Here is a 19,530-nt window from a genome sequence, read left to right on the forward strand (position 1 = left end):
GCCGGTCCCGCCGCCCCCGCGCCGCCCCGCGCGCCAAGCGCCCCCACGCCAACGGCAGAGGGCTCCGTGCGGACGCGCGTCCGCACGGACCCCTCTTCGGGACGTTAGAACAGGCCGGTCAGCCCGCCGCCTCGACGCTCTCACCGGGCGGGCGTCCGCTCACCCGTTCGGACTCAAGGGCGGTCTGCAGGATCACCACCGCGGCGGCCTGGTCGACCACCGAGCGGCCCTTCTTGGCCTTGACCCCCGAGGCGCGCAGCCCGTGGGTCGCGGTGACCGTCGACATCCGCTCGTCGACCAGCCGGACCGGTACCGGCCAGAGCCGGTTGGCCAGCCGGGCCGCGTAGCCGCGGACCTTCTCGGCCGCCGGGCCCTCCTTGCCGCTGAGCGAGCGCGGCAGCCCGACGATCACCTCGATCGCGTCGTACTCCTCGACGATCGCGGCGATCCGGGCCTGCGACTTGACGCCGGCCGGGACGGTCTCCACCGGGGTGGCGAGCACCCCGTCGGGGTCGCAGGACGCGACCCCGATCCGGGCGTCCCCGACGTCGACGGCGATCCGCCGCCCGCGCCGGAAGGGCTTCTCCTCGAACTCCATCAGAACGCGGACCCCATCAGGAGGCACGCTCCGCGACCAGGCCGCGCACCGCGGCGACGGCCTCGTCGATCGCGGCCGGGTTGGTGCCGCCGCCCTGGGCGACGTCGTCCTTGCCGCCACCGCCGCCGCCGAGGGTCTTGGCCGCGGTGCGGACCAGCTCGCCGGCCTTGATGCCGCGGCCGCGGGCGTCCTCGTTGGTGGCGATCACGGTCAGCGGGCGGTCGTTCGCCACGGTGAACGCGGCGACCACGGCCGGGCGCGAGCCGAGGCGGCCGCGCACGTCCAGGACCAGCTTGCGCAGCTCGTCGGCGCCGGTGCCGTCGGCGACCCGGGCGGCCACCACGGCGATGCCGTGCACGTCCTCGGCCGAGTCGGCCAGGCCCGCGGCGGCCGCGAGCACCTTCTCGGCGCGGAAGCGCTCGATCTCCTTCTCGGCGTCCTTGAGCTTGGCGAGCATGCCGGAGATCTTCTCCGGCAGCTCCTCCGGGCGGCCCTTGACCAGCTCGGTCAGCTGGGCGACCACGGTGTGCTCACGGGCCAGGAAGCGGTACGCGTCGGCGCCGACCAGGGCCTCCACGCGGCGCACGCCGGAGCCGATCGAGGACTCGCCGAGCAGCTTCACCAGGCCCAGCTGGGCGGTGTTGCCGACGTGCGTGCCACCGCACAGCTCCTTGGAGAAGTCGCCGATGGTGACGACGCGGACCTCGTCGCCGTACTTCTCGCCGAACATCGCGATGGCGCCGGCCTTGCGGGCCTCGTCCATCGTCATGACCTCGGCGGTGACCTCCAGCTCGCGGGTCAGCACGTCGTTGATCTTCTGCTCGACGTCGGTCAGCACGCTGCCGGGCACGGCGGCGGGCGAGCCGAAGTCGAAGCGGAAGCGGCCCGGCGCGTTCTCCGAACCGGCCTGGGCGGCCGTCGGGCCGAGCGCGTCGCGCAGCGCCTGGTGGGTCAGGTGGGTGGCCGAGTGGGCGCGGGCGATCGCCCGGCGGCGGTCCACGTCGATGGTGGCGTACGCGGAGGAGCCGAGCACGACCTCGCCGAACAGGACGCCACCCGAGTGCACGATCACACCCGGGACGGGCTGCTGCACGTCGCGGATCTCGACGACCGCGCCGGACTCCAGCCGGATCCGGCCGTGGTCGGCGAGCTGGCCGCCGCCCTCGGCGTAGAACGGGGTGCGGTCGAGGATGATCTCGACCTCGTCACCCTCGGAGGCCGCCGGCGCCGGGACGCCGTTCACCAGCAGGCCGACCACCGTGGCCTCGCCCTCGGTGAGGGAGTAGCCGGTGAAGACGCTGGCACCGGAGGTGTCGGCGACCTCGCGGTACGCGGCGACGTCGGCGTGGCCCATCTTCTTGGCCTTGGCGTCCGCCTTGGCGCGGTCCCGCTGCTCCTGCATCAGACGGCGGAAGCCGGCCTCGTCGACCTGCAGGCCCTGCTCCTCGGCCATCTCCAGGGTCAGGTCGATCGGGAAGCCGTAGGTGTCGTGCAGCTTGAAGGCCTGGTCGCCGGAGAGCACCACGCCGCCGGCCTGCCTGGTCTCGGTGACCGCGGCGTCCAGCAGGTTGGTGCCGGCCTTCAGGGTCTGCAGGAAGGCCGCCTCCTCGCCGACGACGACCGTCTCGATGCGCTTGCGGTCGGTCTCCAGCTCGGGGTACTGCGGGGCCATCGCCTTGATCGCGACGTCGATGAGCTCCTTGGCCACCGGCTCGGTGGCGCCCAGCAGGCGCATGTTGCGGATGGCGCGGCGCACGATGCGGCGCAGCACGTAGCCGCGGCCCTCGTTGCCGGGGGTGACGCCGTCGCCGACCAGCATCAGCGCGGTGCGGATGTGGTCGGTGACCACGCGCAGCGAGACGTCGGCCTTGTGGTCGGCGCCGTAGGCGTGGCCGGTCAGCTCGGCGGCCCGGTCCAGGATCATCCGGCTGGTGTCGATCTCGAAGAGGTTGTCGACGCCCTGCAGGATGGCGGCCAGCCGCTCCAGGCCGAGGCCGGTGTCGATGTTCTTGCTCGGCAGGTCGCCGAGGATCTCGAAACCGTCCTTGCCGTCGCCGTGGCCGCGCTCGTACTGCATGAAGACCAGGTTCCAGATCTCCAGGTAGCGCTCGCCGTTGACGGCCGGGCCGCCCTCCTCGCCGTACGCGGGGCCGCGGTCGTAGTTGATCTCCGAGCACGGGCCGCACGGGCCGGGGACGCCCATCGACCAGAAGTTGTCCTTCATGCCCAGGCGCTGGATGCGCTCCGAGGGCACGCCGATGACGTCACGCCAGATCTGCTCGGCCTCGTCGTCGTCCTTGTAGACGGTGATCCAGAGCCGCTCCTTCTCCAGGCCGTAGCCGCCGTCCGCGACGGGGGCGGTGAGCAGCTCCCACGCGAACTTGATGGCTCCTTCCTTGAAGTAGTCACCGAAGGAGAAGTTGCCGCACATCTGGAAGAAGGAGCCGTGCCGGGTGGTCTTCCCGACCTCCTCGATGTCCAGGGTGCGCACGCACTTCTGGACGCTGGTGGCGCGCGAGAACTGCGGCTTGACCTCGCCCAGGAAGTAGGGCTTGAACGGGACCATGCCGGCGTTGACCAGCAGCAGGGTGGGGTCGTCGGCGACCAGGGACGCCGACGGAACGACGGTGTGGCCGCGCTCCTCGAAGAAGCGCAGCCAGCGGCGGCGGATCTCTGCCGACTCCATTAGTGGTCCTTCCGGTTGGTGCCGCCCCGCGGCGGAAGCGCGCGTCGGGGCGTTTTCTCGATGGCTTGGGGGGTGGTGCGGGCATCGCCGGGGGACGACGCACGGGCACTGCTGGACGGAGGCAGGGCGGCGGCCGGGCTCCCGGGCGCCGCCGAGATAGCTCGGTACCGGGGCTCGCCGCGCAGCGCGCCGCGGCGGCGCGGCTCGACGACGGCGGTGCCGTCCAGTCCGAGGTCCTCGCGCAGCTGCTCCTCGCGCTCGGTCATGCCTGCCCGGACGTCCTGGGCGAACCCCTTGGCCAGGTCGCCCAGGTGCAGCGCGCCGCGGGCGGCGGTGCCGGAGAGGCTGTCCGGGGTGAGCCGGTGCACGGTCTCGTTGGCCTTGTTCACGGCCCAGACGGCGGCGCCGGCGCCGACCGCCATCCAGAAGATGCGTCGCACCATGCCGTCAGCCCCTCACCGCGCGCCGGACCCGGGAGAGCAGGCCGCTCTTCGGCGCGGTCGCGGCGCGCACCTCGGCCCGGATCAGCCGGGCCAGCTCCTCGCGCTCGGCGGGCTGGGTCGGCAGCGTGGCGGTGCCCTGCTGCTTGGCGACCGCCTTGCGCACGCCGTAGCTGAACGCCGCGACCTTGACCAGCGGGCCGCCGAGGGTGGCCGCGACGGTGGAGGAGAGCGCGTTGGCGTTGGCCGCAGCGTCCTGCACGTTGGCGGTGATCTCGTCCACCCGCTCCAGCTGCTCGTTGGCGCTGCGCACGGCGGCTCCGGCGTCGGCCAGCAGCGGCACGGCCTGCTCGGTGACGGCGGAGACCAGGACGGTGGCCTCCTTGAGGACCCGCGACAGCCGGACCAGCACGACCGCGAGCAGGGTGACCAGGACCGCCCAGAACACGGCGACGAGCAGGCCGGCCAGCTCTCCCACGGACACCTTTGCGCGCTCCCTCGCCTCACGTTCCATCGGGCATCCACGCCCTAGGGAACCCTATCGCGACCGCGCGGAGTTTCCGGACCGGGTTTCCCCGCGCGGGGCGCGCGGCGATCCGACCGGGTGTGCGATCCGCGCGCGTAACCTACCCGCCGGTCACCTCGTTCTGCCGGTCGGGCAGCCACCCAGGCGGCCCAGACGGACGGACGCCCGGGCCGGCCTGGCCCGGGCCTCGAAGCGGGGAGCAGCGTTTGGACGGGGAATCGACACCGCGGCCGGACCGGCCGGGACCGGGGCGGCTCCCGGCGGAGGTCACCAGCTTCGTCGGCCGGCAGCGCGAGCTGACCGGGCTGGCCCTGCTGCTGGCCGGGCACCGGCTGGTGACGGTCACCGGCCCGGGCGGGGTCGGCAAGAGCCGGCTGGCGCTGCGGGCGGCGGCCCGGGCGGCCGGTGCGTTCCCGGACGGCACCTGGCTGGTGGAGGTGGCGCCGGTCCGGGACGGGCGGCTGCTCGGGCACGCCGTGCTGGAGGCGCTGCGGCTGACCGACGGGACCGCGCGGGCCCCGCTGGAGGTGTTGGCCGAGCAGCTGGCCGGGCGCCGGATGCTGCTGGTGCTGGACGGCTGCGAGCACCTGGCGACGGCCTGCGCCGAGCTGGCCGTCGCGCTGCTGCGGGCGCTGCCCGGCCTGCGGGTGCTGGTCACCAGCCGGGTGGCGCTGCGCACGGCCGGGGAGCACCTGCTGACCCTGGCCCCGCTGCCGGTCGGGCCCGCCGAACCGGCGGACGCGACGGACCCGACGGGCCCGACAGGTGCGGCGGGCACGGCGGCCGTCCTCCCCGACGCGGTGCGGCTGTTCGCCGACCGGGCCCGGGCGGTGCTGCCGTCCTTCGCGGTCACCGCCGAGAACGCCGCGGCGATCACCCGGCTGTGCCGCCGGCTGGACGGCATCCCGCTGGCCGTGGAGCTGGCCGCCGGGCGGCTGCGGGCGCTGTCGGTGGAGCAGATCGACGCCCGGCTGGACGACCGCTTCCGGCTGCTGACCGGCGGCGATCCGGCGGCCCTGCCGCGCCACCGGACGCTGCGCACCACGATCGGCTGGAGCCATGAGCTCTGCACAATGCAGGAACGTTTACTCTGGGCCCGCCTCTCGGTCTTCGCCGGCGGCTTCGACTTCGACGCCGCCGAGTACGTCTGCACGGGCGAGGGCGTCGACCCCGACGAGCTGCTCGACCTGCTCACCGAGCTCGTCGCCAAGTCGGTCCTGCTGCGCGAGACGAGTCCCTACGGCGTGCGGTTCCGGCTGCTGGACACCGTCCGCGAGTACGGACTGCGCTGGCTGCGGGCGGGCGGCGAGGAACCCCGGCTGCTGCGCCGGCACCGGGACTGGTACCTGGGCGTGGCCACCTGGGGCGAGGTCGAGTGGTTCGGTCCCCGGCAGGCGGAGACCGCCGAGCGCACCGAACTGGCGCACCCCGACCTGCGGGCCGCCCTGGAGTTCTGTCTGGCCGAGCCCGGCGAGGAGCAGATCGCCCTGCTGATGGCCGGCACCCTCTGGTTCTACTGGGTCGGCTGCGGCCACCTCGGCGAGGGGCGGCACTGGCTGGAGCGGGCGCTGGCGCTCGACCCGGAGCCCACCGAGGCCCGCGCCAAGGCCCTCTGGGTGACCGGCTACACGGCCACCCTGCAGGGCGACCTGGCGGCCGCCCGGCCCGCCCTGGAGGAGTGCCGCCGCCAGGCGCTGGCCACCGGCGACGACCGCGCGCTGGCCTACGCGGTGCACCGGCAGGGCTGCGCCTCGCTGATCGGCGACGACCCGGCCCGCGCCGCCGAGCTGTTCGAGGAGGCGCTCTGGCACTACCGCACCATCGGCGAGCTCAACAGCAACGTGCTGATGGCGATGTTCGAGCTGGGCCTCGCCCACCTCTTCCAGGGCGACCGGGAGAGCGGCGAGCTCTGGCTCGGCCGGATCCGCGAACTGTGCGAGGAGCACGGCGAGCAGTGGGCGTACGCGTACGGGCTCTACGCGCTGGCGTACTCGCACTGGCTGAACGGCGAGGTCCGCCCGGCCCGGTCGCTGGCGCGGGAGAGCGTGCGGCTCAACCACCTCTTCAACGACCTGCTGGGCATCGTGCTGGCGATCGACCTGCTGGCGCTGCTGGAGACCGAGCCGGCCGGCCCCGGGGAGCCGGGGAACCTGCGCGAGGCCCGGGTGCTGCAGGGCGCCGCACACCGGATCTGGCGCGCGGTCGGCAGGCCGTTCTTCGGCTCGCGCAGCTTCAACGGCCCGCACCGCGCCTGCGAGGAGCGCGCCGTCGCCGGGCTGACCGAACAGGAGTTCACCGACTTCTTCGCCACCGGCACCCGGCTCGACCTGGACGCCGCGGTGCGCCGCGCGCTCGGCGGCGGCGACCACCCCGAAGGCCAGGGTCCGCGGCCCGGCCCCGGACCGCTGCCGCCGGCGCCCCGGCCCTCCCCGGTGGGGCGGTGAGGACCGCCCGACAGGCCAGGGAATAGTTGAATCTTGTCCGTTGCTGGAGCGGGCGGAACCACCGTACGGAAGGAGCACCCCGTGGCCAACATCGCCGACGAGTACCGCATGGCGAACTTCTACTTCGAATCCAAGGCGTACACCGACGCCGCTCGGATGCTCGAAGGGATCCTCGCCGAGGAGCCGGCCAACCTCTCGGTCCGGCTGCTGCTGGCCCGCAGCTACTTCCACTCCGCCCAGCTGCGCAAGGCCGAGGCCGAGCTGCTCCGGGTGCTGGACGCCGACCCGGCCGAGGACTACGCCCGGCTGATGCTCGGCCGCACCCTGGAGCGCCAGGGCCGCGCCGAGGAGGCCCGCCCGCACCTGCGGCTGGCCTCCGCGATGACCGGCGAGTCGTACTGACCCGACCGGCCCGCCCGGACAAGGGACGCCCGGACAAGGGACGAGCCCCCGTCGCCACAAGGGCGACGGGGGCTCGCTGGGTACCGCAGGTGATACCGCTCGCGGGTCAGCGCGAGTAGTACTCGACGACGAGCTGCTCGTCGCAGATCACCGGGACCTCCTTGCGCTGCGGCGCGCGGTCCAGGCGGAAGGCCAGGGCCTTCAGGTTGACCTCGAGGTACTTCGGGGTCTGGCCCTCGCCCGCGTTGCCACCCTCACGGGCGACCTGGAACGGGACCTTCTCCTTGCTGCGCTCGCGGACGGTGACCACGAAGCCCGGCTTCATCTGGAACGACGGCTTGTTGACCTTGCCGCCGTTGACCTCGATGTGGCCGTGGACGACCATCTGACGGGCCTGGTAGATGGTGCGGGCGATGCCCGAACGCAGCACCAGGGCGTCGAGGCGGGTCTCCAGCTCGGCGACGAGCGCCTCACCGGTCTTGCCCTCGGCCTTCTTCGCGCGGTCGAACGCACGCGACAGCTGCTTCTCGCTCAGGTCGTACTGAGCGCGCAGACGCTGCTTCTCGACCAGACGGACCTTGTAGTCCGAGTTCTGCTTGCGGCCACGGCCGTGCTGGCCGGGCGGGTACGGGCGGGCCTCGAAGTACTTGACGGACTTCGGGGTCAGCGGCACGCCGAGCGCACGCGCGATCTTGACCTTGGGGCGCTTCTGGTTCGCCATGAACCAAACCTTCCTTGCTTACGAATACGGCTTCACCAGGTGTTGACGGAGGTCGCACGTCGCGGCCCGGAGAAAACCCCACCGCCCGGGGGCAGTGTGATCAGCCGCTCTCCGGAGCCGGGCACGAGATGTGCTTGTCACACGGGTCGAACCGGGAAACCGGGTCACCCGCGACACCGAAACGGTGCGCGACGCTCCTGGTACGGACCTCCCGGAGGAGGCCGACGGCCGATGCCCCGCTGGTGCGGCCGGTCGGTCGGGGTCTCCCCCGCCGCCGTCCCGGGACACGGCACTCCGCCCGAGTATACCGGCAGATCACTCGCCCTTTGACCCGGGCTTCTCCCCGCCCTGCGGCCCGCCCTTCGAACCGCCCTGGGCCCCGCCCTTCGCGCCGTCCTTGGAACCGCCCTTCGAGCCGCCCCCGGCGTCGCTCCTCCGCTCGCCCCGCAGCCGCGCCCTGGTCCACTCCACCGCGTCCGCGTAGCGGGCCTCGCCGCCGTGCCGGGTCGGCCGGTAGTACACCTTGCCGTGCACCGCGTCCGGCGCGTACTGCTGGGCCGCGATGCCCTCCGGCAGGTCGTGCGGATAGCGGTACCCCTTGCCGTGCCCCAGCTTGCCCGCACCGCCGTAGTGCGCGTCCCGCAGGTGCGGCGGCACCGGCCCGGCCAGCCCCTGCCGGACGTCCGCGAGCGCCGCGTCGATCGCCAGGTAGGCGGCGTTGGACTTGGGCGCCAGGGCGAGCGCGACGGCCGCCTGGGAGAGGATGATCCGCGCCTCCGGGAAGCCGATCAGCGCCACCGCCTGGGCCGCCGCCACCGCGGTCTGCAGCGCCGTCGGATCGGCCAGGCCGACGTCCTCGCTGGCCGAGATCATCAGCCGCCGGGCGATGAACCGGGGGTCCTCCCCCGCCTCGATCATCCGGGCCAGGTAGTGCAGCGTGGCGTCCACGTCGCTGCCCCGGATCGACTTGATCAGCGCGCTGGCCACGTCGTAGTGCTGGTCGCCGTCCCGGTCGTAGCGGACGGCCGCGTGGTTGACGGCGGTCTCGGTGGTGGCCAGCGTGATGCTCGCCTCGCCCTTCTCCAGCGCCGCGCCGGCCGCCGCCTCCAGCGTGGTGAGCGCCTTGCGGGCGTCCCCGCCGGCCAGCCGCACCAGGTGGTCCTCCGCCTCCTGGCTCAGCTCCACCGCGCCCTCCAGGCCGCGCTCGTCGGCGACGGCCCGGCGCAGCAGCGCCCGCACGTCGTCGTCGGTCAGCGACTCCAGGGTGAGCAGCAGCGAGCGGGAGAGCAGCGGGGAGATCACCGAGAAGTACGGGTTCTCGGTGGTCGCGGCGATCAGGGTGACCCAGCGGTTCTCCACGGCCGGCAGCAGGGAGTCCTGCTGCGCCTTGGAGAAGCGGTGGATCTCGTCGAGGAAGAGCACCGTCTCCCGGCCGGTCATGCCGACCGCCCGGCGGGCGCCGTCGATGACCGCCCGGACCTCCTTGACCCCGGCGGTGATCGCGGACAGCTCGACGAACCGCCCCTCCACCGCCTGGCTGATGACGTGCGCCAGCGTGGTCTTGCCGGTCCCCGGCGGGCCCCAGAGGATCACCGAGCTGGTCGCCGCCGGACCGCGCGACCCCGCGACCAGCCGGCGCAGCGGGGAGCCGTCCTTGAGCAGCTGCCGCTGGCCGGCCACCTCGTCGAGGGTGCGCGGGCGCATCCGCACGGCGAGCGGCGCCCGGCCGGGCTCCTTGCTCTGGCGTTCCTCGGCGGCGGCGGTGAAGAGGTCCGGTTCGTCCACACCGGAAGCCTATGCGAGCCCGCCGACAGGCCCGGGCCCTACGCCTGCGGGACGTCCATCAGCACCGTCTCGAACTCCTCCAGCGAGCGCAGGGTCAGCCCGCCGGCCGCCACCCCGCGGGCACGGACCTCGGCGGCCGGGCCGCGCGAGGCGACCAGGGCGGCCCGGTCGGCGAACAGGCCGCCGACCGCGCCGCGCTCGTCCTCGGCGCCGAGCAGCATCGAGCCGCCGAGGAAGCCGTCGATCCGCTGCAGCGCCGGCAGGCCGTCCTCCCGGTAGCGGGCGGCGACCCGCTCGGCGTTCGCCAGGTCGACGTCGAACCGCACGAGCCGGAACCACGACCCCGGCGGGGCCACCGAGGCCTCCCAGACCACCGCGGCCTCCCAGACGTCGACGGTCGCCGTTCCGGCGAACGGGGCCAGCAGCTCGTCGCGCCGGCCGCGCAGCCGCTCGAAGCTGTCCCGCTCGTTCTGCCGGTCCGCCCACCACGAGCCCATCGTGATGATGCCGATCTCCCGGTCGGCGAAGAGGCCGTAGCCCCGGTAGCCGGGCTGCCCGGACAGCAGGCCGACCGCCTCGGCGCGCAGCCCGTCCAGGGCCCGTTCGATCAGCGCGGGATCGCCGGTGAAGTAGCCGGTGCGAACGAACATGGGCGGTTCTCCTGACCTCGTCCGGGCGCCCCCGGGCGCCGGGGCCGTCCCGAGCACCTCCATCGGACGGCCGCGCGGCGGCCGCGGCAACGCCGCACGGCCGTTCGGAGGAGGCCCGGCAGCGGCCCGCCACCGGCCCGGCGAGGGCCGCTAGCCGCCGAGGCCCGCCGCGTGGTCCGGGACGTACCGCTGAAGGTCGCGCGGCGGCCGCTGGTAGCCGCGCGGGGCCGGACGCTCCGGCAGCTCGATCGTCTGCGGCTTCACCTCGCGGTACGGGACGGTGGAGAGCAGGTGGGCGATCATGTTGATCCGGGCCCGCCGCTTGTCGTCGCTCTCCACCACGTTCCACGGGGAGTCCGGGGTGTCGGTGTGGAGGAACATCTCGTCCTTGGCCCGCGAGTAGTCCTCCCAGCGGGTGATCGACTCGACGTCCATCGGCGAGAGCTTCCACCGCTTCATCGGGTCCGCCAGCCGGTCCCGGAAGCGCCGCTCCTGCTCGGTGTCGCTGACCGAGAACCAGTACTTGCGCAGCAGCAGGCCGGACTCGGTGAGCATCCGCTCGAAGGTCGGGCACTGCTGCAGGAACTGCCAGTACTCCTCCTCGGTGCAGAAGCCCATCACCTTCTCCACCCCGGCCCGGTTGTACCAGCTGCGGTCGAACAGGACGATCTCCCCGGCGGCCGGCAGGTGCTCCACGTAGCGCTGGAAGTACCACTGGGTGCGCTGCCGCTCGGTGGGCGCGGGCAGCGCGGCCACCCGGGCGATGCGCGGGTTCAGATACTCCGTCATCCGCTTGATCGCACCGCCCTTGCCCGCCGCGTCACGACCCTCGAAGACCACCACCAGCCGGGCGCCCTCGGCGCGCACCCACTCCTGGAGCTTCACCAGCTCGTGCTGGAGCCGCAGCAGTTCCTGCTCGTAGGGCTTCCTCGCCAGGCGCTCGCCCGGACCGGTCCGCGCGTCCGGGGCGCTCTGCTCGCGCTGGGCCTTCGCTGCCACCTGGGGCCTCCGTTCGGTGGGGTGCTGATGACCCTTCACCGTACGTCCTGGACCGGATCCCCGCAGGTCCGGGGGGTTCCGGCCGGGCCGGGGCGGCCCCCTCACCCGCCGCGCCCCGGCTCCCCCGCCGGTCGGCCCGAAGGCCGAGCGATCAACCATGACCCAGACCTGCCGGACGGGTCCAATTTCCGGTTCCATAACCTTGGGGCATGGATGTCGACACCCGTCTGCTGCGCAGCTTCGCCGCGGTCTGCGAGGAGGGCCAGCTGACCGCGGCGGCGGCCCGGCTGTTCGTCTCCCAGCCGACGCTGACCAAGCAGATCCGCCAGCTGGAGAGCCAGCTCGGGGTCGAACTCTTCGAACGGTCGCGGCGCGGCATGGCCCCCACCCGGGCCGGCTGGGCCCTGGCCGCGCACGCCGGGGCGCTGCTGGCGGGCTGGGAGGAGGCGCTGCGCGCCACCCGGGCGGCCGCCGCGAACCAGGGCTCGACGCTGCGGGTGGGGTTCGAGGGCGGCATCATCAATCTGATGACCCGGCGCACGGTCGCGGACTTCGCCCGCCGGATGCCGGGCTGGCAGGTGGAGCTGCGGCAGAACAACTGGTTCGACCCGACCTCGGGCCTGGCCGGCGGCGAGATCGACCTGACGCTCTGGCACGCCCCGCCGTCGCTCGCCGAGCGGTACAGCGTGGCCGTGCTGGGCGAGGAGGCGCGGTGCGCGGCGCTGCCGGCCGGACACCGGCTGGCCGCCCGTGCGGTGATCGACTTCGAGGAGCTGCTCGACGAGCCCTTCGTGGCGATCCCGCACGAGGCCGGGCACTGGCGCGACTACTGGCTGGCGGTCCGGGAGCGGGGCGGGCGACCTGTGCGGATCGGCGCGGTGGCGCACAACACCGACGAGTGGCTGGCCGCGGTGGTGTGCGGCCAGGGCGTCGGTTTCGCCCCGGAGACGATGAGTCGGCTGGCAGCGCGTGAGGATGTCGCGTACCGGCCGGTGCGAGGGTTGAGCCCGAGCCAGGTCGGGCTCTACTGGCCCAAGGACCGGGAGCCGACGCCCGCCATGACCGCGTTCGTGCGCAGCTGTCGCGCCACGATAGGCCTCGGAGGAAAGCCGGCTCGGACGGCCCGGACGGCACCGTCGGACTGACGGGGCTAAACCGCCTCGAAGGGCTCGGGGTAGTGGCACAGGCCCCGCGGGGAGCCGTCGTACCCGGACAGCGCGAGTGTCTGGAAGTACCCCTCGGGCACCTCGAACGGACCGCTCACCTCGTGCCGCTGGGCCGGGATGAAGCCGAAGCGGCCGTAGTAGTCGGGATCACCGAGCACGACGACGAGCTTCTCGCCGGCGTCCTCGGCGGCCGTCAGCGCGGCCCTGACCACCAGCTCGCCGACCCCTTTGCGCTGCCACTCCGGGGCCACGGCGACCGGCGCGAGCGCCAGCCCCTTGCCCTTGCCGACCCGCAGCCGGGTGAGCAGCGCGTGGCCGACCACCAGCCCGGAGTCGTCGACCGCGACCACCGACAGGTCGGGCAGCCATGCCGGGTCGCGGCGCAGCGCGTCGACCAGGTCGGCTTCGTCGGGGCCGGGGAAGGCGGCCATGTGGACACGTCTGGTGGCGGGGGCGTCCTCGGGACATTCGATCCTGGTACTGACCTTCACAGGGAACCCTCTCTCTGTCGCACGCCGTTGTGCACCGGCCCCGGACAGCGGAAATGCCGTCCGGGGCCGTGAAAGGTTAGCCGATGTCGGCCGACGGGGTGTCAGCCCTTCGGCTGCCCCTCGGACTTGGCGCCCTCGCGGACCTTGGGCTGGGCGTCGACGCCGGCCTCGCGGCGCTGCGCCGGGGTGATCGGGGTGGGGGCGCCGGTCAGCGGGTCGCCGCCGGTGGACGTCTTCGGGAACGCGATGACGTCCCGGATGGTGTCGTACCCGCCGAGCAGGGTGACGATCCGGTCCAGGCCGAAGGCGACACCGCCGTGCGGCGGCGGGCCGTAGTTGAAGGCGTCCAGCAGGAAGCCGAACTGCGAGGCGGCCTCCTCCTCGGAGAGGCCGATCGCGTCGAACGCCCGCTTCTGCACGTCCCGCTGGTGGATACGGATCGAACCGCCGCCCAGCTCCGAGCCGTTGAGCACGAGGTCGTAGGCGTTGGACAGGGCGCTGCCCGGGTCGGTGTCGAAGCTGGCCAGCGACTCCGCGGTCGGGGCGGTGAAGGGGTGGTGCACCGCGTGCCAGCCCTGGAACGCGCCCTTGTCGTCCTCGATCGGCTCGAACATCGGGAAGTCGACGACCCACAGGAAGGCCCACTGGGACTCGTCGATCAGCTCGCAGCGGCGGCCGATCTCCAGGCGGGCGGCGCCGAGCAGCTCCTGGGAGGGGCGCTCCTTGCCGGCCGCGAAGAAGATCGCGTCGCCGTTCTTGGCGCCGGCGGCGGCGGCCAGGCCGGCCAGGTGCTCCTCGGAGAGGTTCTTGGCGACCGGGCCGCGCAGCTCGCCGGTCTCGGCGTCGATGAGCACGTAGGCCAGGCCGCGGGCGCCGCGCGCCTTGGCCCAGTCCTGCCAGGCGTCGAGCTGCTTGCGCGGCTGCGAGGCGCCGCCGGGCATCACCACGGCGCCGACGTACGGGGCCTGGAAGACCCGGAAGTCGGTGCCCTTGAAGTACGCGGTGAGGTCGGTGAGCTCCTGGCCGAAGCGGACGTCCGGCTTGTCGGAGCCGTAGCGGCCCATGGCGTCGGCGTAGGTCATCCGCGGCAGCGGGTTCGGGATCTCGTAGCCGTGGACCTCGCGCCAGATGGCGCCGATGATCTTCTCGCCGAGGGCCAGGATGTCCTCCTGGTCGACGAAGGAGGCCTCGATGTCCAGCTGGGTGAACTCCGGCTGGCGGTCGGCGCGGAAGTCCTCGTCGCGGAAGCAGCGGGCGATCTGGTAGTAGCGCTCCATGCCGGCCACCATCAGCAGCTGCTTGAACAGCTGGGGCGACTGCGGCAGCGCGTACCAGTGGCCGGGCTGCAGGCGGACCGGGACGAGGAAGTCGCGGGCGCCCTCGGGGGTGGAGCGGGTGAGGTACGGCGTCTCGATGTCGAGGTAGTCGTTGTCCTCCATCACCCGGCGGATGATGTTGTTGACCTTGGAGCGCAGGCGCAGGCCCTTGGCCGGGCCCTCCCGGCGCAGGTCGAGGTAGCGGTAGCGCAGCCGCACCTCCTCGTTGACCGTGCCGGGCTCGTACTCGGCGACCGGGAACGGCAGCGGCGCGGCCTCGGAGAGGACCTCGATGTCGCTGACGACGACCTCGACGGCGCCGGTCGGGATGTCCGGGTTCTCGTTGCCCTCGGGCCGCACCCGGACGTCGCCGACCACCTTGACGCAGTACTCGGCGCGCAGCTCGTGGACTGATTCGCCGTCGGCGTTGAAGGCGTCGCGGACCACGATCTGCACGGTGCCGGAGGCGTCGCGCAGGTCGATGAAGGCCACGCCGCCGTGGTCGCGGCGGCGGGCGACCCAGCCGGCCAGGGTGACGGTGGTGCCTGCGTGCTCCGGGCGGAGCGTGCCCGCGTCGTGCGTGCGGATCACAGCTGCTTCTCCTTCAGGGTGGTGACGAGTGCGTCGAGGGCGACGGGGTTCTGCTCGCCGGTGGTGAGGTCCTTGAGCTGGACGACGCCCTCGGCGAGGTCGCGGTCACCGGCGACGAGGGCGAAGCGGGCGCCGGAACGGTCGGCGGACTTCATGGCGTTCTTGATGCTCTTGACGCCGAAGGCGAGGTCGGTGGCGACGCCGGCCCGGCGCAGCTCGACCACCTTGGCGAACAGGACGTTCTTGGCCTCCTCGCCGAGCGCGACGGCGTAGACGGAGGTGGCGGCCGGCAGGTCGAGGGCGACACCCTCGGCCTCCAGGGCCAGGAAGGTGCGGTCCACGCCGAGCGCCCAGCCGACCGAGGGCAGCGCCGGGCCGCCGATCATCTCGGACAGGCCGTCGTAGCGGCCGCCGCCGCCGATCGCGGACTGGGCGCCGAGGCCGTTGTGCACGAACTCGAAGGTGGTGCGGGTGTAGTAGTCGAGGCCGCGGACCAGCTTGGGGTCGTCGACGAAGGCGACGCCGTTGGCGGTGAGCAGCTCGCGGACCTTCTCGTCGTAGGCCTTGCAGTCCTCGCAGAGGTAGTCGCGCAGCATCGGGGCGCCGACGAGCTGGGCCTGCACCGCCTCGCGCTTGTCGTCGAGGACGCGCAGCGGGTTGATCTCCGCGCGGCGGCGGGTGTCCTCGTCGAGGTCCAGGCCGGCCAGGAACTCGATCAGGGCGGCGCGGTAGACCGGGCGGCACTGCCTGTCGCCGAGGCTGTTGAGCAGCAGCGAGTAGTCGCTCAGGCCGAGCGCGCGGAAGGCGTCGTCGGCCAGGATGATCAGCTCGGCGTCCAGCGCCGGGTCCTCGGCGCCGATCGCCTCCGCGCCGACCTGCGAGAACTGGCGGTAGCGGCCCTTCTGGGCGCGCTCGTAGCGGTAGTAGGAGCCGGAGTACCAGAGCTTGACCGGCAGGTTGCCCTGCTTGTGCAGGTTGGCCTGGAGCGCGGCGCGCAGCACGGAGGCGGTGCCCTCGGGGCGCAGCGCGAGCTCGTCGCCGCCCTTGGTGGTGAGGGTGTACATCTCCTTGCTGACGATGTCGGTCGACTCGCCGACGCCGCGGGAGAACAGCTTGACGTCCTCGAAGACCGGGGTCTCGACGTAGCCGTAGCCGGCCCGGCGGGCGGGCGCGGCGATCGCCTCGCGGATCGCCAGGAAGGTCGCGGAGCCGGGCGGCAGCAGGTCGTAGGTGCCCTTGGGGGCGGTGAAGGTGCTCAACTTCTCTTCCGTCACATTCCTCGTCGCGGGAAAGCCGGGGCGCCGGCCGCCCCCGCTGCCTGCCGGAGGTAGGGGTTGGTGGCGCGCTCGCGGCCGATGGTGGTCTGTCCGCCGTGGCCGGAGAGGACCACGGTGGCGTCGTCGAGGGGCAGGCACACCCGGGCCAGCGAACGCAGGATCGCGTCGCCGTCCCCGCCCGGGAGGTCGGTTCGCCCTATGGAGCCGGCGAAGAGCAGGTCGCCCGAGAAGAGCACCGGGGGAAGGTCCTCGGCGCCGGGCGTCCGGAACGTCACCGACCCCCCGGTATGGCCGGGGGCGTGGTCGACGGTGAGCGACAGACCGGCCAGCTCCAGCACGCTGCCGTCGGTGAGCTCGCGCACGTCGTCGGGCTCGCCGACGGTCAGCTCGCCCATCAGCTGGGTGCCCAGGGAGCGGCCGAGCGCCTTCTCCGGGTCGCTCATCATGTAGCGGTCCTCGGGATGGATCCAGGCCGGGACGCCCTTGGCGCCGCAGACCGGGACCACGGAGGCGACGTGGTCGATGTGGCCGTGGGTGAGCAGCACCGCGACCGGCTTGAGCCGGTGCTCGCGGACGAGTTCCTCGACGCCGGCGGCGGCCTGGTGGCCCGGATCGACGATGACGCACTCCTCGCCCGGCGCCGGAGCGACCAGGTAGCAGTTGGTGCCCCAGGCTCCAGCGGGGAATCCGGCGATGAACACGCGCGTCCTTCGGTGTCGGTCTTCGGGTCTTCGGCCTCGGCCGCCGCGGTGGTCGCGGCCGCGGCTACGAACTGTGATGTAGGGGCAGCCTACCGGCGGTGCGGGTCCGGTTGCGAACCAGATGCGCGTGACAGGTTCACTTCGAGCTGAACGGTTCACCCCGTTCTTACGGTCGCGGTCCCTACACTTGGCCGCCGATGGGTGCGATGATCCGCATCGGCGTCGCACACAGACGAAGCCCCCACATCCGCGATCAGCACATCCGTAGGAGACAGAGCCGGTGGTCAGCAGCGAACAGCGGCGGCGGCAGCTCGCCCGGGACAAGTACGAGCGCCAGATGGAGCGGCGGGTCGCCATGGCGGCCGCACGCAAGCGCCGCAACACGATCCTCGGCGCCTCGCTCGCCGTAGTCGTGCTGGCCGGCGGCGGCACCCTCTTCGCGACCGGTGCCTTCGACTCGGACGACAAGAAGAAGGACAGCCCGACCGCCCAGGCCGCGCCGACCCCGACCGAGCCGACCGTGCCGACCCGCAAGCCGGTCGAGGGCTGCGGGGAGCCGGCGGCGGGCGCCCCGAACGGCAAGCAGTGGCAGGCCGAGCCGGCGATGGCGGTGGACGCCAAGGCCACCTACGCGGTGACCCTGGACACCAACTGCGGCAAGGTGACCCTGTCGCTGGACGCCGCCAAGGCGCCGCACACGGTGAACTCCTTCACCTTCCTGGCCGGCGAGAAGTACTTCGACCACACCAAGTGCCACCGGCTCACCACCGAGGGCATCTACGTGCTGCAGTGCGGCGACCCGACCGCCAGCGCCACCGCCCCCGGCGGCACCGGCGGGCCCGGCTACAAGTTCGCCGACGAGAACCTGACCGGCGCCGCCTACCCGGCCGGCACCGTGGCGATGGCCAACGCCGGCCCGGGCACCAACGGCAGCCAGTTCTTCCTGGTCTACAAGGACACCCAGCTGCCGCCGAACTACACCCCGTTCGGCACGATCACCGGCGGGCTGGACGTGCTCCAGAAGATCGCCGCCGCGGGCACCCTGGAGGGCGGCGGGGACGGCCACCCGATGGCCGACGTCACCCTCAACTCGGTGACCGCCGCCAAGGGGTGACCCGCCCCGGGGCCCGCCCGGTGCGCCGCCGAGGCGCGCCGGGAGGGCCCCGGACCGAAATCGCCCGGCCCGGATGCGGACAGCACCGGGCCTGGTCGCCTATGTTGGCGTTGTGTAGGGTGCCCAGACCCGCCGGCCGTCACCCTCGGCAGCAGGACACGGCGGACGGGGACGGCGGACTCATCGGTCCGCCGCACATCAACTGTGGACGACGGACGCGTACCGCCCCGGCGCGGGCGCGACGTCATGTGGAGGACGCGCTATGAGCAGCGACCCGTGGGGCCGTGTCGACGAGCAGGGCACGGTCTACGTCAGGACGGCCGACGGCGAACGCGTCGTGGGTTCCTGGCAGGCCGGCTCGCCCGAGGAGGCGCTCGCCTACTTCGAGCGCAAGTACCAGGGCATCGAGGTGGAGATCGGCCTGCTGGAGAAGCGGGTGCGCACCACCGACCTGGCCGCCAAGGACGCCCAGGCCGCGCTGGAGCACCTGCGCGAGCAGGTCACCGAGGCGCACGCGGTGGGCGACCTGGCCTCGCTGGCCCAGCGGCTGGACGTGCTCGCCGGTGAGATCGAGAGCCGTCGCGAGGAGCGCAAGGCGGCCCGGGCCAAGGCCCAGGACGAGACCCGCACCGCCAAGGAGGCGCTGGTCGCCGAGGCCGAGCAGCTCGCCGAGTCCACCCAGTGGCGCGAGGCCGGCGACCGGCTGCGCGCCCTGGTGGACACCTGGAAGGGCCTGCCCCGCCTGGACCGCAAGAGCGACGACGAGCTGTGGCACCGCTTCTCGCACGCCCGCTCGGTCTTCTCCAAGCACCGCAAGTCGCACTTCGCGGCGCTGGACGCCGAGCGCGAGCAGGCCCGGCTCACCAAGGAGCAGCTGGTCGCCGAGGCCGAGGCGCTCTCCTCCTCGACCGAGTGGGGCGACACCGCGGCGGGCTACCGCGACCTGATGGCGCGCTGGAAGGCCGCCGGCCGCGCCCAGCGCGACGTCGAGGACGAGCTGTGGGCGCGGTTCCGCGGCGCCCAGGACGTCTTCTTCCAGGCGCGCTCCGCGGTGTTCAGCGAGCGCGACGCCGAGCAGGTCGCCAACCAGAAGCTCAAGGAGGCGCTGGCGACCGAGGCCGAGGCGATCCTGCCGATCACCGACCTCAAGGCGGCCAAGGCGGCGCTGCGCGAGGTCAACGAGCGCTGGGAGGCCATCGGCCACGTGCCGCGCGAGGTCCGTCCGAAGCTGGACGGCCGGCTGAACGCGGTCGAGCGGGCCATCCGCGAGGCCGAGGACAGCGAGTGGAAGCGCTCCAACCCGGAGGCCAAGGCCCGCGCCGCCGGCATGGTCGGCCTGTTCCAGGCCAAGGCCGACAAGCTGCGCACCGACCTGGACAAGGCCCGCGCGGCCGGCAACACCGCCAAGGCGGCGAAGCTGGAGTCCGAGCTGGCCGGCGTCCAGGAGCTGCTGGAGCAGGCGCACCGCAGCCAGGAGGAGTTCAGCGGCTGATCCGGGCCGCGGACGCACGCGAAGGGCCCCCGGGAATGGCGGTTTCTAACGGTCCTCGCAACACCTGATGGCTTACGTGGTCGTCAGTAGATCACGCAGGCGCTCGGCTGGGGTTCTCCAGCCGAGCGTTT

Annotated in this window: 16 protein-coding genes and 1 pseudogene; 5 read left to right on the forward strand and 12 right to left on the reverse strand. The window is 73.1% G+C overall.

Going from position 1 to position 19,530, the window contains the following annotated elements; all coding sequences use genetic code 11:
• Window positions 1–118: 118 nt before the first annotated feature.
• The 4 genes from ruvX to ACFVFS_RS32000 are packed head-to-tail and all read right to left on the reverse strand — an operon-like array spanning window position 119 to window position 4,208.
• Window positions 119–598, reverse strand: a complete 480-nt coding sequence (ruvX, locus tag ACFVFS_RS31985) for a Holliday junction resolvase RuvX (RefSeq protein ID WP_380628317.1) — start codon at window positions 596–598, stop codon at window positions 119–121.
• A 16-nt stretch (window positions 599–614) separates the two neighbouring features.
• On the reverse strand, window positions 615–3,284 hold the full coding sequence (gene alaS / locus ACFVFS_RS31990; protein ID WP_380628319.1) for an alanine--tRNA ligase: 2,670 nt from the start codon (window positions 3,282–3,284) through the stop codon (window positions 615–617).
• A complete protein-coding gene (locus ACFVFS_RS31995) occupies window positions 3,284–3,727 on the reverse strand; it encodes a DUF6167 family protein (protein ID WP_380628320.1) in 444 nt (147 codons plus the stop codon). The genes alaS and ACFVFS_RS31995 overlap by 1 nt, the downstream gene beginning before the upstream one ends.
• 4 nt (window positions 3,728–3,731) lie before the next feature.
• Entirely contained in the window at window positions 3,732–4,208 is a 477-nt protein-coding gene (locus ACFVFS_RS32000; RefSeq protein WP_380628321.1) for a DUF948 domain-containing protein, read from the reverse strand.
• A 248-nt stretch (window positions 4,209–4,456) separates the two neighbouring features.
• Here ACFVFS_RS32000 and ACFVFS_RS32005 point away from each other — a divergent pair, with 248 nt between their 5' ends.
• Both ACFVFS_RS32005 and ACFVFS_RS32010 read left to right on the forward strand, forming a co-directional pair.
• Window positions 4,457–6,694, forward strand: coding sequence for an ATP-binding protein (locus tag ACFVFS_RS32005; protein ID WP_380628322.1), 2,238 nt, complete (start codon window positions 4,457–4,459; stop codon window positions 6,692–6,694).
• A gap of 108 nt (window positions 6,695–6,802) precedes the next feature.
• Entirely contained in the window at window positions 6,803–7,096 is a 294-nt protein-coding gene (locus tag ACFVFS_RS32010; protein ID WP_380628337.1) for a tetratricopeptide repeat protein, read from the forward strand.
• A 106-nt stretch (window positions 7,097–7,202) separates the two neighbouring features.
• Here ACFVFS_RS32010 and rpsD read toward each other — a convergent pair whose 3' ends face one another.
• From rpsD to ppk2, 4 genes and pseudogenes are all read right to left on the reverse strand, one after another.
• The gene (gene rpsD / locus ACFVFS_RS32015; RefSeq protein ID WP_380628323.1) at window positions 7,203–7,817 is read right to left on the reverse strand and encodes a 30S ribosomal protein S4; all 615 of its coding nucleotides are present in this window, start codon (window positions 7,815–7,817) and stop codon (window positions 7,203–7,205) included.
• Window positions 7,818–8,246: 429 nt separating this feature from the next.
• Window positions 8,247–9,602: pseudogene (locus ACFVFS_RS32020) on the reverse strand (replication-associated recombination protein A); the annotation flags it as partial.
• Between the two features lie 38 nt (window positions 9,603–9,640).
• On the reverse strand, window positions 9,641–10,252 hold the full coding sequence (locus tag ACFVFS_RS32025; RefSeq protein WP_380628324.1) for a hypothetical protein: 612 nt from the start codon (window positions 10,250–10,252) through the stop codon (window positions 9,641–9,643).
• A gap of 150 nt (window positions 10,253–10,402) precedes the next feature.
• Window positions 10,403–11,188, reverse strand: coding sequence for a polyphosphate kinase 2 (ppk2, locus tag ACFVFS_RS32030; RefSeq protein ID WP_380628338.1), 786 nt, complete (start codon window positions 11,186–11,188; stop codon window positions 10,403–10,405).
• A gap of 272 nt (window positions 11,189–11,460) precedes the next feature.
• Between ppk2 and ACFVFS_RS32035 the strand changes: the two genes are divergently transcribed.
• Complete coding sequence (locus ACFVFS_RS32035) at window positions 11,461–12,396, forward strand: LysR family transcriptional regulator (RefSeq protein WP_380628325.1); 936 nt, start codon at window positions 11,461–11,463, stop codon at window positions 12,394–12,396.
• A gap of 5 nt (window positions 12,397–12,401) precedes the next feature.
• Here ACFVFS_RS32035 and ACFVFS_RS32040 read toward each other — a convergent pair whose 3' ends face one another.
• From ACFVFS_RS32040 to ACFVFS_RS32055, 4 genes are all read right to left on the reverse strand, one after another.
• Window positions 12,402–12,848 carry a GNAT family N-acetyltransferase gene (locus ACFVFS_RS32040; protein ID WP_380628326.1) on the reverse strand — a complete coding sequence of 149 codons (447 nt, stop codon included), beginning with the start codon at window positions 12,846–12,848 and terminating at the stop codon, window positions 12,402–12,404.
• Between the two features lie 161 nt (window positions 12,849–13,009).
• The gene (gene aspS, locus ACFVFS_RS32045) at window positions 13,010–14,815 is read right to left on the reverse strand and encodes an aspartate--tRNA ligase (protein ID WP_380628327.1); all 1,806 of its coding nucleotides are present in this window, start codon (window positions 14,813–14,815) and stop codon (window positions 13,010–13,012) included.
• On the reverse strand, window positions 14,812–16,074 hold the full coding sequence (gene hisS, locus ACFVFS_RS32050) for a histidine--tRNA ligase (RefSeq protein ID WP_380628329.1): 1,263 nt from the start codon (window positions 16,072–16,074) through the stop codon (window positions 14,812–14,814). Before hisS ends, aspS begins: the two co-directional genes overlap by 4 nt.
• Window positions 16,075–16,085: 11 nt before the next feature.
• Window positions 16,086–16,793 carry an MBL fold metallo-hydrolase gene (locus ACFVFS_RS32055; protein ID WP_380628331.1) on the reverse strand — a complete coding sequence of 236 codons (708 nt, stop codon included), beginning with the start codon at window positions 16,791–16,793 and terminating at the stop codon, window positions 16,086–16,088.
• Between the two features lie 280 nt (window positions 16,794–17,073).
• On the opposite strand from ACFVFS_RS32055, the gene ACFVFS_RS32060 reads away from it, so the two are divergent.
• Window positions 17,074–17,907 carry a peptidylprolyl isomerase gene (locus ACFVFS_RS32060; protein ID WP_380628333.1) on the forward strand — a complete coding sequence of 278 codons (834 nt, stop codon included), beginning with the start codon at window positions 17,074–17,076 and terminating at the stop codon, window positions 17,905–17,907.
• 262 nt (window positions 17,908–18,169) lie between these two features.
• A complete protein-coding gene (locus ACFVFS_RS32065; protein ID WP_380628334.1) occupies window positions 18,170–19,399 on the forward strand; it encodes a DUF349 domain-containing protein in 1,230 nt (409 codons plus the stop codon).
• The last annotated feature ends 131 nt before the right edge of the window (window positions 19,400–19,530 follow it).

Source organism: Kitasatospora sp. NPDC057692 (assembly GCF_042799475.1).
In the GTDB taxonomy this organism is placed as follows: domain Bacteria; phylum Actinomycetota; class Actinomycetes; order Streptomycetales; family Streptomycetaceae; genus Kitasatospora.